Genomic DNA, 15,441 nt, shown 5'->3' on the forward strand with positions numbered 1-15,441 from the left:
TTAAGAGGTCCATAAGTCCGCCAACGGCCGTACGGAAACGGGTAATTGTCCGTTTCGCAGTCGCTAGCGTGCGGGAGCACCCGATACCCCCCACGTGACGACAGGCAGGCACGAGATGAGTTCCTCGGAACACCGCCGGCGTATGAGCCGCACCACCAAGCTGATCGGCGCCGCCGTGGCCGCCGCTGTGGCGGCGGGCGGCGCGATCGCCGTCACCGGATCGGCCATGGCCACCAAGGCACCGCACAGCGGCGACGCCGGCACCGCGAAGGCGTCCGCCGCCTTCGCCCCGTTCGTCGACACCTCCCTCGCCCCCGCCTACGACCTCCTCGGCACGGCCGAGAAGACCGGGGTGAAGAACTTCAACCTCGCGTTCATCACCTCCGGCGGCGGCTGCGACCCCAAGTGGGGCGGCTCCGGCGCGCTGGACGACGACCCCGTCGCCAAGCAGATACCCGACCTGCGGGCGGCGGGCGGCGACGTCCGGGTCTCCTTCGGCGGCGCCAACGGCTCGGAGCTGGGGCTGGCCTGCGGGTCCGCCGACGAACTGGCCGCCGCCTACGGCAAGGTCATCGACCGGTTCGAGCTCAAGAAGGTCGACTTCGACATCGAGGGCGGCGCGCTTCCCGACACCGCGGCCAACACCCGCCGCGCCCAGGCCATCGCCCAGCTGCAGAAAAAGCACCCGGACCTGGATGTCTCCTTCACCCTGCCGGTGATGCCGGAGGGGCTGACCCCGGACGGCGTGAAGCTCGTCGCTGACGCCAAGAAGAACGGCGTCGACATCTCCGCCGTCAACATCATGGCGATGGACTACGGCCCTTCCTACGACGGGGACATGGGCACCTACGCCACCAAGGCCGCCACCGCCACCCAGGCGCAGATCAAGGAGGCCCTCGGGCTGAGCGAAGCGGACGCCTGGAAGACCGTCGCCGTGACCCCGATGATCGGCGTCAACGACGTCCAGAACGAGGTCTTCAAGGTCGATGACGCCACCGAGCTGGTGAAGTTCGCCCAGGACAAGCACCTGGGCTGGCTGTCGATGTGGTCCTCGACCCGCGACAAGGCATGTGAGGGCCGCGCGTCGAACTCCGCGCAGCCGACCTGCAGCTCGATCGAGCAGGGTCCGCTGGACTTCACCAAGGCGTTCGGGGCGTACACCGGCTGATCCCGTGCTGCCGGGCGTTCCCCGGCAGCCCCCGGACGGGGCGCAGCGGCATTCCCCCACCCGCTGCGCCCCGTCGTCCTGCCCGGGGCGCCACGGTCCGTCAGCTGTCCGGCAGCGCGTTGGCGCGGGCCACCCCTGCGTACCACCGGGCGCTGGACTTCGGCGTACGCGTCTGCGTCGGGAAGTCCACGTACACCGCGCCGAATCGTTTGCTGTAGCCGTAGGACCACTCGAAATTGTCCAGCAGCGACCACAGGAAGTACCCGCGCAGATCGACGCCCGCAGCGAGCGCCCGGTGGGCGGCGAGGAGGTGGCCGCGCAGGTAGGCGATGCGCTCCGGGTCGTGCACTGCTCCCTCGGCGTCGGGCTTGTCGTCGAAGGCGGCGCCGTTCTCGGTGATGTGAAGGGGCAGGCCCGGGGCCTCGCGGTGGAAGCGCAACAGCAGGTCGTAAAGGCCCGACGGATCGATGGACCAGCCCATCTCGGTGCGCTCGCCCGGCGGTTGGTGGAAGGCGACGTGCTCGGCGCCCGCCCACGGCGATCGGCTGCCGGCGCCGTGGCCGTCATGGCGCGGAGGGGCGTTGTCGGTGCTGCCTGATACCAATGACGGTGTGTAGTAGTTGATGCCCAGCGCGTCGAGGGGGTGGTGGGCGATGGCCAGATCGCCGTCGTGCACGAACGACCAGTCGGTGAGGGGTGCGGTGTCCGCGAGCAGGTCGTCCGGATACGCACCGTGCAGCAGCGGCCCGGTGAAGATACGCGTCGCCAGCGCGTCGATCTGCCGCTGAGCATCGACGTCGGCAGGCGCGGACGAACGCGCCCGCACCACCGCGGGGTTGAGGCTGATCATGATGTCGGCGCGGGCCGGCAGCGTCTCGCGCAGTGTCCGGGCGGCGAGACCGTGCGCGAGGTTGAGGTGGTGCGCGGCGCGCAGGGCGGCGACCGGATCCGTACGTCCCGGAGCATGCACGCCCGACGCGTAGCCGAGGAAGGCGCTGCACCACGGCTCGTTGAGGGTCGTCCACAACTCCACGCGGTCGCCCAGCGCCTCGGCCACGATCGCCGCGTAGTCGGCGAAGCGGTAGGCCGTGTCCCGGTGCGGCCAACCGCCCCCGGCGGCGGACCCGCCATGGATGTCGGCCTCCAGCTCCTGGGGCAGGTCCCAGTGGTAGAGGGTGAGCATCGGGCTGATCCCGTTGTCGAGGAGGTCGTCGACCAGCCGCCGGTAGAAGTCCAGGCCGCGCTGGAGGGCGGGGCCGCGGCCGGTGGGCTGCACCCGGGACCAGGAGACGGAGAAGCGGTAGGCGCTCAGCCCGAGTTCGGCCATCAGGGCCACGTCCTCGGAGCTGCGGTGGAAGTGGTCGACGGCGATGTCACCGGTGTCGCCGGCGAGGACCTTTCCGGGGGTGTGGGCGAAGGTGTCCCAGATCGAAGGGGTGCGGCCGCCCTCCCGCGCCGCCCCCTCGACCTGGTACGCGGCGGTGGCCGAGCCCCACAGGAAGCCAGGGGGAAAGCGATGGGTCATGAGGTGCTCCTGTTCGGTGTCAGGGACGGGACGCCCGGCGACCCGAGGGGGTGGCGACAGGGCGAGGGCCAGCAGGGAAGCAGGGGAAAGCAGGGGAGAAGGAGGAAGGAGAGGGCGGGGGAGCCGAGGGGGCGGACACCTCACCCCTTGACCGCGCCCTGCATGATTCCGCCGACGATCTGCCGGCCGAAGAGCACGAACGCGAGCAGCAGCGGCAAGGTGCCCAGCAGCGCGCCCGCCATGATCACGGCCTGGTCGGGGACGTAGCCGCGGCCCAGGCCGGTCAGCGCGACCTGCACGGTGGGGTTCTCCTGGGTGAGCGCGATGATCGGCCAGAAGAAGTCGTTCCATGCCTGGACGAAGGTCAGCATCCCCAGGACGGCCATCGCGGGGCGGGCGGCCGGCAGGACGATGTGCCACACCACCCGCAGGCTGCTCGCGCCGTCCACCCGCGCGGCCTCGACCAGCTCCGACGGAAGCGCCTGGATCAGGTACTGCCGCATGAAGAACACCCCGAAGGCGCTCACCAGCGTCGGCAGGATCACCGCCTGCAGGTGATTGGTCCACTCCAGCTCGGCGATGGTCATGAACAGCGGTACGACACCGAGTTGCGGCGGGATCATCATCGTGCCGATGACCAGCATCAACAGCAGGTTCTTCAGCCGGAACCGCAGTTTGGCGAAGGCGAAGCCGGCGAGCGTCGAGAAGAGCACGGTGCCCAGTGCGATGGTGCCGGCCACCACCGTCGTATTGGCCAGCGCCAGGCCCATGTTGGCGTCGGTCCAGGCAGTCCCCAGATTCTTCAGCAGGCCGGAGCCGAACCAGAACGGCGGCGGTGTCCGGGCGAGCCGGCCGCTGTCGCGGGAGGCGGCGATCGCCGTCCACACCAGCGGGAAGAGCGAACCGACGCTGAACAGCGTCAGCACGGCGAGGGTGAGCGGTCCGCCGCGCAGGGCCCGGCTGCCCTCGTCGCCCCCGCGCCGTCCGCCCGTCCGACGACCGCCGGTGCGCCGGCGGCCCCGCCGTTTCCCGTCTGTCGGCAGGACCGGTTGCCGCGGCCCGTCCCGGTGCTCGCTTGCCTCGGCCTTGAGCAGCACAGTGTCTCCTCACCGATCCCTGCGCAGCCGCCGCGCGATCAGCAGATGCACCGCGGCGATCAGCAGCAGGATCAGGAACATCGCCCAGGCGACGGCGGAGGCCCGGCCGAGATGGAAGTTGAACCAGCCCTGGTCGTAGAGATAGAGGCCCAGGGTCTGGAATTGGTGCGAGGCGCCGCCCTTGTGGCCGGCGGAGCCGCCGAAGAGCAGTGGTTCGCCGAAGAGCTGCATCGCGCCGATCGTGGAGACGACGACCGTGAAGAGGATCGTCGGCCGGAGCGAGGGCACGGTCACATGGAGGAACTGCCGGCCGCTGCCGGCGCCGTCCAGGGCCGCGGACTCGTACAGATCCCGGGGGATCGCCTGCATCGCGGCCAGATAGATCAGAGCGTTGTAGCCCGTCCAGCGCCAGATCACGATCGAGGAGACGGCGAGCTGTGAGGCCAGGGTGCCGCTCTGCCAGTCGACGGGCTCGAAGCCGACCGCCCCGAGCGCCCAGTTGATCATCCCGTAGTCCCGCCCGAAGAGCAGCACGAACACCAGCGTCGCTGCTGCCACCGACGTGGCGTACGGGGTCAGCAGGGCGACGCGGAAGAAGGACGAACCGCGCAGCCGGTGGTTGAGCAGATGCGCGAGACCGAGGGCCATCAGCAGCTGCGGCACGGTCGACAGCACCCCGATGGTGAAGGTGTTGCGCAGCGCGTTCCAGAAGAACTCGTCCTCCAGCAGCCGGGTGTAGTTGTGCAGCCCGGCCCACTCCATGTCACCGGGCGCCGAGAGCTCCACCCGGTGCAGCGAGGCCCACCCCGTATAGAGGAGCGGAAAGAGCCCGAAGGCGACGAAGAAGAGGAAGAACGGTGCGATGAAGGCGTAGGGGCTGTAGCGCACGTCCCAGCGGTAGCGGCGACTTCGCCGGGCACGGCGGCGGGCCTCCTTGTGGTCCGCCGCCGGTTCCGCGCAGGCTCCTACGGCGGTGCCGGTCACCCGTCCACCGCGCTTTCGACCTCCTTGAGCGCCGCGCGCCAGCCGGCCGCGGGAGACTTGCCCTGCTGCTCGACCTGCAGAATGCCGACATCCGTGAAGGCATTGCCGATCTGCTGGTCCTTGGGGCCGAGCACCAGCGTCGGGATGTCCCTGGCCGCGGCGGAGAAGATCATGCCGGTCGGGGCGTCGCCGAAGTAGGGGTTCCTGGCGTTCTTCACTTCGGGCAGGTCGTAGGCGGCCGGGGTGCTGGGGATGCTGGCCTGCGCGGCGAAGACCTTGGCCTGCTGCTCCGGGGCGCTCAGCCAGACCGCCAGCTTCACGGCCTCGGCCTTGTGCTTCGCCGCCTTGGGCACACCGATGAACGAGCCGCCCCAGTTGCCCGGCCTGGGGGCGGGGGCGACGTCCCACTTGTCCTCGGCCGCCGCGCCGGCCTTCTCCTTGATGTAGCCGAGCATCCAGGGAGCGCAGGCCACCGTCGCGAACCTGCCGTTGGCGAACGCCTGGTCCCAGGGCTTCTCGAACTGCTTGAGCCGGGCGGTCATCTTGTCCTCCGCCGCACGGACCGCCAGCGACCAGGCGGTCTTCACTGCGGGGCTGTTCCGGTGGATCAGCTTGCCGCCGGAGTCGTAGAACCGCTCCGCGTAGCCGTTGTAGACGGCGGAGAACAGCCCCGCCGCCGAGTCCATGAAGACCGTCCCTTCCGGGGCCTTCTTCATGTACGCGGCGCCGGTGTCGACGTACTTCTGCCAGTCGCCGGCCCACAGCTTGCCGACCTGCTCGCGCTCCGTGGGGAGCCCCGCCCCACGGAACAGGTCCTTGCGGTAACACATCGCGGTGGGGCCGATGTCGGTGCCGAGCCCCACCGTCCTGCCGTCCTCGGTGGTGGCCTGAGCCCATTTCCAGTCCAGCCAGCGGCTCTTGTCGACACCCTTGGCGTGGGAGAGGTCCTCGAACTTGTCGGCCTGGGTGGTGACCACCTCGTTGATGTTGCCGACCTCGATGGCCTGCACATCGGACAGGCCGCTGCCCGCGGCGAGGTGGGTGAGCAGCTGCGGATAGTAGGCGTCGTTGCGCTCGATCACATTCTCTTTGATCTTCACGCCGGGGTGCAGCTTCTCGTATTCCTTGTAAAGACCGGCCTGTTGATAACCGAAGACGCCGAAGGTGCCGACGGTGACGGTGGTCTCGCCCCCGTCGTCGCCGCCGGCGGAGTCGTCGGCGCAGCCGGCGAGCAGTGCGGCGCCCAGAGCGGCGACGGTGGTGAGGATCACCAGCTTGCGTGGTGGGGTGGAACCGCTGCGCATGTGCGTCCTCCTGGTGCCCTGACGCGTACGGTGTGCGTACGAGAGATGAAGGGATCCGATACCTTGGGAGCGCTCCCAGCCGTGATGAGTTGAAGAGTCACCGCATCGCTGCGCGCTGTCAAGGGAGTGCGCGTCAACTCGTTTGACTCTGGCCGGAGTTGGCCGATGGCCGCTTACCGAGCGGTACACCCGGCCCACGCCCTGTCAGTGCTCCGGTGTTCAATGAAAGAACGCAGCGCGCGCCGGGTGGCGCGGGGCCGCTGCGGCTCGGCGCGGTCCCGGAACCCGGAGGCGGTCAGCATGGCAGTGGCGGCGTACGGCAGGCGGCGCACGGGCCGCCCCACCCTGGAGGACGTGGCGGCCCGCGCGGGCGTCGGTCGCGGCACCGCCTCCCGCGTCATCAACGGCTCGCCCCGCGTCCGCCCCGCCACCCGCGAGGCCGTCGAGCGCGCGGTCGCCGAGCTGGGCTACGTCCCCAACCGCGCCGCCCGCGCGCTGGCCGCCAACCGCACCGACGCGCTCGCCCTGGTCATCCCCGAGCCCGAGACCCGGTTGTTCGCCGAGCCCTACTTCTCCGGCATCATCCGCGGCGTCAGTGCCGAACTCGCCGCTACCGAGTACCAGTTGCTGCTCACCCTGATAGGCACCCCCCAGGAGCGCCGCAGGCTGGGCCAGTTCCTCACCGCGCACCGCGTCGACGGCGTCCTGCTGCTCTCGGTGCACGCCGACGATCCGCTCCCCGCCCTGCTGGAGCGGCTCGCCCTGCCGGCGGTGCTCAGCGGCCGCCGCGCCGCCCGGGAATCCATGCCGTACGTCGACTCCGACAACGCCGGCGGAGCCAGGGCCGCCACCGAGCACCTCCTCGCCACCGGCCGCCGCACCATAGCCACCATCACCGGGCCGCTGGACATGTACGTCGCCCGCTGCCGCCTGGACGGCTACCGCCAGGCCCTGGCCGCCGCGGCCCACCGCCACCCCGCCCCACCCCTGATCGCCCACGCCGACTTCACCGAGGAGGGCGGCCGGCGCGCCATGGCTGATCTGCTGGACCGCAATCCGGGTCTGGACGCGGTGTTCGCCGCCTCCGATGTGATGGCCGCCGGGGCCCGCGCGGTACTGCGCGAGCGCGGCCGGCGGGTCCCGGACGATGTCGCGCTGGTCGGCTTCGACGACTCCCCGGTCGCCCGCCACATGGAGCCGCCGCTGACCAGCGTCCGTCAGCCGATCGAGGAGATGGGCCGCGCGATGGTGCGGGCCCTGCTGGGTGAGATCGCCGAACGCCACTCGCCAGGGGCCCGGTTGGTGCTCCCCACCGAGCTGGTGCTCAGATCCTCGGCCTGAGCGGCGGGCATCCGGTCAGTCCGGAGAGCCGGCGGCCACCGCGCCGCCCCGGACCGCCGCCCGGAAGGCGATGGGGGTGGTGCCCGCCCGCCGCTGGAAGAACTTGCTGAAGTTGGTCGCGTCGGCGAAGCCCAGCCGGTCCGCGATCCGGGCCGCCGACCGGTCACCGTGCGCCAGCAGCCGCTTCGCCTCCAGCACCACCCGGCGGTCGATGAACTCCTTCGCCCCGACTCCGGCGGCGGCCTCGGTCGCGCGGGAGAGGGTGCGCGGTGCGTAGCCCAGTGACCGTGCGTAGTCCGCGACCCGTCGGCTGCGGGTGAACTCCCTTTCCACCGCGTCCCGGAAGCGCAAATAGGTCTCGCTCACCTCACAGGCCCCCTCCCTGTCGGTGTCCACCGCTCCGGCCGGATGCGCGGCCCGCAGCACGAGCACGGCCAGCAGATGCCGCAGCACCTCGAGATGCACCTCCAGCGGCAACCCGCCCAGGGCGCCGAACTCGCGGTGCAGCTGTCGCATCGCCTCCTCCAGCGCTCGCGCCGCGGCCCCCTCGGGGCGGCGTACGGCCGGCCCGTACCAGTCCTCGATCCGGGCGGCGGCCGCGGTGGCCGGGTCGAGGAAGGTGGCCTCGAAGAGCACCAGCAGCCCCTCCGCCCGGGTCAGGTCGCCGAAGTGCTGGACCTGCCCGGGACGCGACCAAAGCAGATCACCCGGGGTGAGGTGGTGCTCGCGGAAGTCGACGCTGTGCGTCAGCCGGCCGCTGCTCAGGGCCAGCAGATGGTGAAACCCGGGGCGGTGCGGTGTGGACAGCCCGCAGGCGTCGGCGCGCTCGCGCAGCTCGGCGAGCGTCATCACCTCCACACCCGCGGGCCGCCCGGCCGGCGCGGAGAACGCCACCTCCGGGATCTCGGTGACCGGCTCCCCGCTCCGCTGTCGGTTTTTAACCATCACCCGTCTCCTGGGTACCCCGAAATGTCCAGCTGATGACCCTAGCGTAGAAGACATCAGCGAGGCTGATGACCGAAAACGGAAGTCCTCACCGGACGCACGGAACACCTGGGAGACCCACCATGTCCACGATCGCTCTGTTCGGGGCCAACGGCACCATCGGCAGCCGCATCCTGCAGGAGGCGTTGCGGCGCGGCCACCGGGTGACCGCGGTCGTCCGCGATCCCGCGAAGATCACCACGACCCACCCCGAGCTGACCGTGACCACCGGCGACATCCTCGACCCGGCCTCCGTCGCCGCGGCGGCCAAGGGGCAGGACGTCCTGGTCAGCGCGGTCGGCGGCGGCGACGGTCCGGGCCACCTCGCCACCATCGCACCCGCGGCCGAGTCCCTCGTCGCAGGGCTGCGCACCCTGGGTGACGTGGCACCCCGCCTGATCACCGTCGGCGGCGCCGGCTCGCTGCGCACCCCCGACGGCAAGCAGGTCTGGGACGCGGAAGGTCTCCCCGAGTTCCTGCTGCAGATCATGCACGCGCACGGCGACGCGCTCGAGCACTACCGCACCGTCTCCGACGTGCGCTGGACCAACCTCAGCCCGGCCGCCACCATCGAGCCCGGCGAGCGCACCGGCAGCTACCGCACGGCCACCGACGAACTGATCGTCGACGCGGACGGCGTGAGCCGAATCTCCACCGAGGACTACGCCGTCGCCGTCCTCGACGAGATCGAGCGGCCGCGCCACCTCGGTGAGCGCTTCACCGTCGCCTACTGACGCACCGTGCGCTCGACCGGCCGCGGCCCGCGGCGGCGCCGGCAGTTAGCGGTGCCGGGGGAGTGGCCGGAGCGGAGAGCGCCCGGAGCGGCGTGCCCGGAGAAACAGCAAGGCCCCCGACCGAAGTCGGGGGCCTTGACAGTGGGGTGAGTAACGGGACTTGAACCCGCGACATCCTGGACCACAACCAGGTGCTCTACCAGCTGAGCTATACCCACCATGACCGGTGCTGTGTGGTTCTTTTTCCCCACCGGCTGAGAAAAAGTGTACAGGGTCCCGAGGGGTGCTCGCTCCCAGGTTTCGCGGCCCGGGACCACGGGCGTGTCTCGCGGTTCGGGGGCCGGGCCTGCGGGTCCGTCACGAGGCGTCCGCAGACCGCCCGCCGGGCGGCTTCCCCCGTCAGGGCCCGGACAGCCCCGTGGGGGGGGGGGCGGCCCGCCGCGCCGGGGGGGGGCCCCCGGGGGGCCCCCCCCGCGGGGGCGGGGGGGGGCGGGGGGGGGGGGCCCCGCCCGGCCGCCCCCCCCCCCCCCCCGCGCGCGCCCCCCCGCCCCCGCGCCCCCCCCCGCCCGGGCCCCCCCCCCCCGCCCCCCCCCCCCCCCCCCCCCCCACGGGGGAGCCCACGAGGCGTGGCCGGCGGTGCGCCGGGGAGGAGTCCCCGGCCGCGTCACTCCGCCGCGGACTGCGGTTCGGCGGGCAGGACGTGCTTGGCGGCGATGGCCTTGGCGGTGTCCGAGTCGGGACCGGGCTGCGGCACGAAGACCGCTTCCCGGTAGTAGCGCAGTTCCGCGATGGATTCGCGGATGTCCGCCAGCGCCCGGTGGTTGCCGCTCTTGTCCGGGCTGTTGAAGTAGGCCCGCGGGAACCAGCGCCGGGCCAGCTCCTTCACGGACGAGACATCGACGATCCGGTAGTGGAGGTAGCTCTCCAGGGTCGGCATGTCGCGCAGCAGGAAGCCGCGGTCCGTGCCGACGGAGTTCCCGCACAGCGGGGCCTTCCCCGGCTCCGGCACATGCTTCTTGATGTAAGCGAGCACCTGCGCCTGAGCGGCCTCCAGCGTCGTACCGCCGTCCAGCTCCTCCAGCAGCCCGGAGGCGGTGTGCATCTGGCGCACCACCTCCGGCATGGTGGTCAGCGACTCGGCCGGGGGGCGGATCACCACATCCACCCCGTCGCCCAGCACATTCAGCTCCGAGTCGGTGACCAGTGCGGCCACCTCGATGAGCGCGTCATTCGCCAGCGAGAGTCCGGTCATCTCGCAGTCGATCCACACCATGCGATCGTTCATACGCCTCACCCTACGGGGCGCTCACGCTGGCTGGGGAGCACGGGGCGTCCGGCACCCCTGCCGACGGGTGCTTCCGGCAGTCGTGAGGCGAAGGCGTCGGAACGCGGCTTGCCCGCTTCGCCCTGTTCGCCCGCTTCTGCGGCCGCCAGTGCGGGCGTCTGCCCGTGACCGGCCACCGCGGCGGCGGGGAACCGCTCCGAACCGCCGGATCCCGGCGCCGCACGCTCGCCCCGCTCCGGCCGCAGCGCGGAATCGGACCCGCCACCCTGCGGACGACGCGCACGGTAGGCCGCGCGGTAGGCCGCGGGCGAGGCGCCCAGCTGTCGCCGGAAGTGGCCGCGCAGGGCGACCGGCGACCGGAATCCGCAGCGCCCCGCGACCTCGTCCACCGAATAGTCGGAGGTCTCCAGCAGTCGCTGGGCCTGCAACACCCGCTGGGTGATCAGCCACTGCAGGGGAGCGCTCCCGGTCAGGGAACGGAAGCGCCGGTCGAAGGTGCGCCGGCTCATGTAGGCGCGGGCGGCCAGGGTCTCCACGTCGAACTGCTCGTGGAGGTGCTCCAGCGCCCAGGCGACGACCTCGGCGAGCGGGTCGGCGCCGATCTCCTCCGGTAATGACCGGTCGAGGTAGCGCTGGTGCCCGAGGTCGGACGCGGTGCGGCGGGGCGGTACGACGAGCCGGCGCGCCAGCGCGTTCGCGGCGTCCGCGCCGTGGTCGGTCCGCACGATGTGCAGACACAGGTCGATGCCCGCCGCCGTCCCCGCGGAGGTGAGCACGTCGCCGTCGTCGACGAAGAGCTCGCGGGGGTCCACATGGACGGACGGATAACGCTTGGCGAGCGTCGGCGCGTACATCCAATGGGTCGTTGCGGGGCGGCCATCGAGGAGTCCGGCCGCGGCGAGGACGAATGCCCCCGTGCACAACCCGACGATCCTGGCCCCTTCTTCATGCGCGCGGCGCAGCGCGTCGAGCGCGGCGGGCGGCGGGGCCTGGGTGATGGAGCGCCAGGCCGGTACGACGACCGTCCCGGCACGGGAGATCGCCTCCAGCCCGTAGGGGGCCGAAAGTTCGAGCCCCCCGGTCGTGCGCAAAGGTGCGTCTTCGCCGGCGCAAACAAGCAGCCGGTACCGCGGAACGCCTGCGTCCTGGCGGTCGATGCCGAAGACCGAGAGCGGAATGGAGCTCTCGAAAATGGGGCCGCCGCTGAAGAGGAGCACCGCGACTATTTCGCGGCGTCGTCGGGCGGCGAGCTTGCGTGCGGCATCTGGTACGGCAGCGGAGTCCTGGCTCATGGCACTTAAGCCCCCCTCGGTCGTCTCGCCCTCTCGGTACTGCACAGTTCCCCCGCCGTAACTACCAAGATCGAATCTACTGTGTCCCGTGAGGATGGAGTGCCAAGTTCACCACTCGCTGGTATGTCGATATGGCAACTTGGCGCGAAGCATTCGATCACGAAGCGTTCCACTCGTCGGGCCTGCATGGGAAGTACGCGTCTCGGCTCTGCCCGCTCGCCGTAGGGCACAACCATGCCCAGCGGTCCTTTCCTCCCTGCTCACACCAGGGTTGTGGGGTGGTGGGGGCAAGGGAGTGGACCCGGCCGGAAGTTGGCTGAAAACGGTCGCGCGCAGACTTGCGGACGCCTTAATCGACCGGCGTACGCCGCCCTGAATGCCGTCCGCCCCCATGCGCCGCCGTCCGGTTTTCCACCCTTCTGTACCGGTGTCGTCCGGTGTCCTCGGTGAGCACCCGGGCGGCGGTCCGTTCGGATTGCCGCAGCAGGGCGCGGCAGGCGCAGGTCACGACCGCAAGACCGGCGGCGGCGCCGAGCGCGCCGGCCAGGGAGGTGCCGCTCACGAGGAGGACCAAGGGGACCAGCGCGCAGCTGAAGGCCCCCCAGCGCACCACGTCGCTCACTGGGTCGGGTGATCTCTCGGACGGCACGGGCACGTCGTGCTCCCTTCACGCAGGCAGCTACTACAACGTCTCCGGCGATCATGGGTCACCGCGAGGGGTACGTACGGGGGCAGGGCGGGGCATTGCCATCCGCGCCACGCTCCGGCATGCTCCGGGGAACGTTCGAGGCCCGGGGTCGCCGTGGGCGGGCCACTGTGTCCGCGGAAGGCTCTGGGCAGCGGAGGGGTGGCGCCGTACTCTTGGGGTATCAGGTTGGGAAGGTGATTCCCAGTCGTATTGTTCCTCATTGAACTATGGCTCGCGCTCCGCCATCGAGCCAGCTCAGTCAACTGCCGGATCAAGTCAATCGCCGTTCCCCGTTCGCCCCTCCGCAAGAGGATGTCCTCGCCGAGACACCCATGGCCGGTCACGAAATCCCCGAACCCGCGGACCGCAAGCAGGTCGCCGATCCTCTGGCGGGCCTGGAAGCGGTGGAAGAGACACGCCACTCCTGCGACCCCGCCTTCCAGCACGGCGTCGTGGTCGGCTTCGACGGCTCCATGTCGAGCGAGCGGGCGTTGGCGTATGCAATCGGTATGGCCCGGCGCCTCGGCTCCGGCTTGATCATCGTCCATGTGGCCAATCGGCTGCCGACGACCGTCTGGGCGGGCTGTGAGCCCCCGGTCTTCGTGGACGTGCCGGATTACCGTACGGAAGTGCTCGGGCTGGAGCTCGCGTGCGCCGATCACCTCACCGAGGTGCCGTGGATCCTCGTCGAGCGCGGCGGGGACATCTGCCACGAGCTGGAGGAGGTCGGCCAGGAGTACGAGGCCGACGCGATCGTGGTCGGCTCCACGCACGGCATCGTCGGCCGGATCTTCGGGTCGGTCGCCGGGCGCCTGGCGCGCCGCGCGCAGCGCCCGGTCATCGTCATTCCCTGAGCGGCCGGCCCCGCCAACTCCCCTCGCACCGCCCCCGCCTGAGTGCGCGTCACTTCGTCGGGGGCTTGTCGTGTCTACTGATGCGTAGAGGTGGATTGTGCGCTTGTGAGGGGTAGGAAGCCGTCACGTGAGCGCGCCGCGGTACGGGCCGCCGGCGGCGGCGCCACGGTTCAACGGCGTGCTGCCGGCCGGGAGGTGACGGCTCCTGGGGTGGCGGCATCCTGCCGGCGTTCGGGCGACGCCGGCACAGGGAGCCGGTTGCCGCGCGCGTTCGGTGGCTCGCGCGCAGCCGCCGGCTCCCGACCCCGGGGGGATTCCGGATCTACTCCACGGTGACGGACTTGGCCAGGTTGCGCGGCTTGTCGATGTCCCGGCCGAGGGTCAACGCCGTGTGGTAGGCGAGCAGTTGCAGCGGGATACCCATCAGGATCGGGTCCAGCTCCGGCTCGTTCTTGGGCACCACGATGGTGTGGTCGGCCTTCTCCTGCTCCTGGTGCGCGACGGCGAGGATGCGGCCGCTGCGGGCCTTGATCTCCTCCAGCGCGGCGCGGTTCTTCTCCAGCAGGTCGTCGTCCGGGACGATCGCGACCGTCGGCATCGCGGGCTCGATGAGGGCCAGCGGACCGTGCTTGAGCTCCGACGCCGGGTAGGCCTCGGCGTGGATGTAGGAGACCTCCTTGAGCTTCAGCGAGGCCTCGCGCGCCACCGGGTAGCCGCGCACCCGGCCGATGAACATCATCGACTTGGCGTCGGCGTACAGCTCCGCCAGCTTCTTGATGTCCGCCTCGCCCTCCAGGATCTCGGTGATCTGGGCGGGGATCTTGCGCAGGCCGTCGATGACGCGCTTGCCGTCCGCGACGGACAGGTCGCGGATCCGGCCGAGGTGCAGGGCGAGCAGCGCGAAGGAGACCACCATGTTGGTGAAGCACTTCGTGGAGACCACGCAGACCTCGGGCCCGGCGTGCACGTAGATGCCGCCGTCGGTCTCCCGGGCGATGGCCGAGCCGACCACGTTCACCAGGCCGAGCACCCGCGCGCCCTTGCGCTTGAGCTCCTGGACGGCCGCCAGCACGTCGTAGGTCTCACCGGACTGCGAGACGGCCACGTACAGCGTGTCGGGGTCCACGACCGGGTTGCGGTAGCGGAACTCGGAGGCCGGCTCGGCGTCCGAGGGGATGCGGGCCAGCTCCTCGATCATCTGCGCGCCGATCTGGCCGGCGTGGTAGGAGGTGCCGCAGCCCAGGATCTTCACCCGGCGCACGCCGCGCGCCTCGCGGGCGTCGAGGTTCAGGCCGCCCAGGTGCACGGTGGAGAACCGGTCGTCGATCCGCCCGCGCAGCGCGCGGTCCACCGCGTCCGCCTGCTCGGAGATCTCCTTGTGCATGTAGGTGTCGTGGCCGCCCAGGTCGTACGACTCGGCCGCGTACTCGACGGTCTCCGGGGCGGACGTGGTGCGCGAGCCCTCGGTGGTGTAGGTGCGGTAGTCGTCGGCCTTGAGGGTGGCCATCTCGCCGTCGTCCAGGGTGACGACCTGGCGGGTGTGCGAGACCAGCGCTGCGACGTCGGAGGAGACGAACATCTCGTGCTCGCCGATGCCCAGCACCACGGGGGAGCCGTTGCGGGCGACGACGATGCGGTCGGCGAAGTCGGCGTGCAGCACGGCGATGCCGTAGGTGCCCTCGATGTGGCGCAGCGCCTCGCGGACCCGCTCCTCCAGCTTCGTGGCGGTGGAGCGGCCGATCAGGTGGGCCAGCACCTCGGTGTCGGTCTCGGAGGCGAAGACCACCCCGTCGGCGGTCAGCCGGGCGCGCAGGTCGGCGGCGTTGTCGATGATGCCGTTGTGGACCACCGCCACCTTGCCCTCGGTGTCGAGGTGGGGGTGGGCGTTCTCATCCGTGGGTGCGCCGTGGGTGGCCCAGCGGGTGTGCGCGATGCCGGTGCTGCCCGCGAACCGCTTCGGCAGCCGGGACTCCAGCTCCCGGACCCGGCCCTTGGCCTTGGCGGTCTTCAGGCCGCCCGGGGTCTTGCCGGCCGCCTTGGCGTGGATGGCGATGCCGGCGGAGTCGTAGCCGCGGTACTCCAGGCGCTGCAGGCCCTCAAGGAGCAGGGGAGCAACGTCGCGTTTGCCGATATATCCGACGATCCCGCACATACTGTGGCCCTCCGAGAAACGTGATGACGAGTG

At 71.0% G+C, this 15,441-nt stretch carries 12 protein-coding genes and 1 tRNA gene; 4 read left to right on the forward strand and 9 right to left on the reverse strand.

The window, feature by feature from the left end:
* Positions 1–115: 115 nt before the first annotated feature.
* A complete protein-coding gene (locus ACGFZW_RS24890) occupies positions 116–1,168 on the forward strand; it encodes a chitinase (protein WP_393895424.1) in 1,053 nt (350 codons plus the stop codon).
* Between the two features lie 100 nt (positions 1,169–1,268).
* Here the strand turns inward: ACGFZW_RS24890 and ACGFZW_RS24895 are convergent, their stop codons facing one another.
* From ACGFZW_RS24895 to ACGFZW_RS24910, 4 genes are all read right to left on the reverse strand, one after another.
* Entirely contained in the window at positions 1,269–2,693 is a 1,425-nt protein-coding gene (locus tag ACGFZW_RS24895) for a GH1 family beta-glucosidase (protein ID WP_393895425.1), read from the reverse strand.
* Positions 2,694–2,833: 140 nt separating this feature from the next.
* Positions 2,834–3,736, reverse strand: coding sequence for a carbohydrate ABC transporter permease (locus tag ACGFZW_RS24900; RefSeq protein ID WP_393895562.1), 903 nt, complete (start codon positions 3,734–3,736; stop codon positions 2,834–2,836).
* A 63-nt stretch (positions 3,737–3,799) separates the two neighbouring features.
* Complete coding sequence (locus ACGFZW_RS24905; protein ID WP_393895426.1) at positions 3,800–4,774, reverse strand: carbohydrate ABC transporter permease; 975 nt, start codon at positions 4,772–4,774, stop codon at positions 3,800–3,802.
* Positions 4,771–6,078: an ABC transporter substrate-binding protein gene (locus ACGFZW_RS24910; RefSeq protein ID WP_393895427.1), complete on the reverse strand. Its 1,308-nt coding sequence runs from the start codon at positions 6,076–6,078 to the stop codon at positions 4,771–4,773. The genes ACGFZW_RS24905 and ACGFZW_RS24910 overlap by 4 nt, the downstream gene beginning before the upstream one ends.
* 300 nt (positions 6,079–6,378) lie before the next feature.
* Between ACGFZW_RS24910 and ACGFZW_RS24915 the strand changes: the two genes are divergently transcribed.
* Positions 6,379–7,419, forward strand: a complete 1,041-nt coding sequence (locus ACGFZW_RS24915; RefSeq protein WP_393895428.1) for a LacI family DNA-binding transcriptional regulator — start codon at positions 6,379–6,381, stop codon at positions 7,417–7,419.
* Positions 7,420–7,434: 15 nt separating this feature from the next.
* Here the strand turns inward: ACGFZW_RS24915 and ACGFZW_RS24920 are convergent, their stop codons facing one another.
* Entirely contained in the window at positions 7,435–8,364 is a 930-nt protein-coding gene (locus ACGFZW_RS24920) for a helix-turn-helix domain-containing protein (protein WP_393895429.1), read from the reverse strand.
* A 122-nt stretch (positions 8,365–8,486) separates the two neighbouring features.
* Here ACGFZW_RS24920 and ACGFZW_RS24925 point away from each other — a divergent pair, with 122 nt between their 5' ends.
* The gene (locus ACGFZW_RS24925) at positions 8,487–9,137 is read left to right on the forward strand and encodes an NAD(P)-dependent oxidoreductase (protein ID WP_393895430.1); all 651 of its coding nucleotides are present in this window, start codon (positions 8,487–8,489) and stop codon (positions 9,135–9,137) included.
* A gap of 142 nt (positions 9,138–9,279) precedes the next feature.
* Here ACGFZW_RS24925 and ACGFZW_RS24930 read toward each other — a convergent pair.
* The 3 genes from ACGFZW_RS24930 to ACGFZW_RS24940 all read right to left on the reverse strand — a co-directional run bounded on the left by ACGFZW_RS24930 (position 9,280) and on the right by ACGFZW_RS24940 (position 11,714).
* Positions 9,280–9,355: transfer RNA gene (locus ACGFZW_RS24930), tRNA-His, on the reverse strand.
* A gap of 446 nt (positions 9,356–9,801) precedes the next feature.
* The gene (gene orn, locus ACGFZW_RS24935; RefSeq protein WP_393895431.1) at positions 9,802–10,422 is read right to left on the reverse strand and encodes an oligoribonuclease; all 621 of its coding nucleotides are present in this window, start codon (positions 10,420–10,422) and stop codon (positions 9,802–9,804) included.
* A gap of 5 nt (positions 10,423–10,427) precedes the next feature.
* Positions 10,428–11,714 carry a helix-turn-helix domain-containing protein gene (locus ACGFZW_RS24940; protein WP_393895432.1) on the reverse strand — a complete coding sequence of 429 codons (1,287 nt, stop codon included), beginning with the start codon at positions 11,712–11,714 and terminating at the stop codon, positions 10,428–10,430.
* Between the two features lie 1,020 nt (positions 11,715–12,734).
* Here ACGFZW_RS24940 and ACGFZW_RS24945 point away from each other — a divergent pair.
* Positions 12,735–13,256: a universal stress protein gene (locus tag ACGFZW_RS24945; RefSeq protein ID WP_393895433.1), complete on the forward strand. Its 522-nt coding sequence runs from the start codon at positions 12,735–12,737 to the stop codon at positions 13,254–13,256.
* A 322-nt stretch (positions 13,257–13,578) separates the two neighbouring features.
* On the opposite strand, the gene glmS is transcribed toward ACGFZW_RS24945, so the two are convergent.
* The gene (gene glmS, locus ACGFZW_RS24950) at positions 13,579–15,408 is read right to left on the reverse strand and encodes a glutamine--fructose-6-phosphate transaminase (isomerizing) (protein ID WP_393895434.1); all 1,830 of its coding nucleotides are present in this window, start codon (positions 15,406–15,408) and stop codon (positions 13,579–13,581) included.
* Positions 15,409–15,441: the final 33 nt, after the last annotated feature.

This window comes from Streptomyces sp. NPDC048248, assembly GCF_043201875.1.
Lineage (GTDB): Bacteria > Actinomycetota > Actinomycetes > Streptomycetales > Streptomycetaceae > Streptomyces.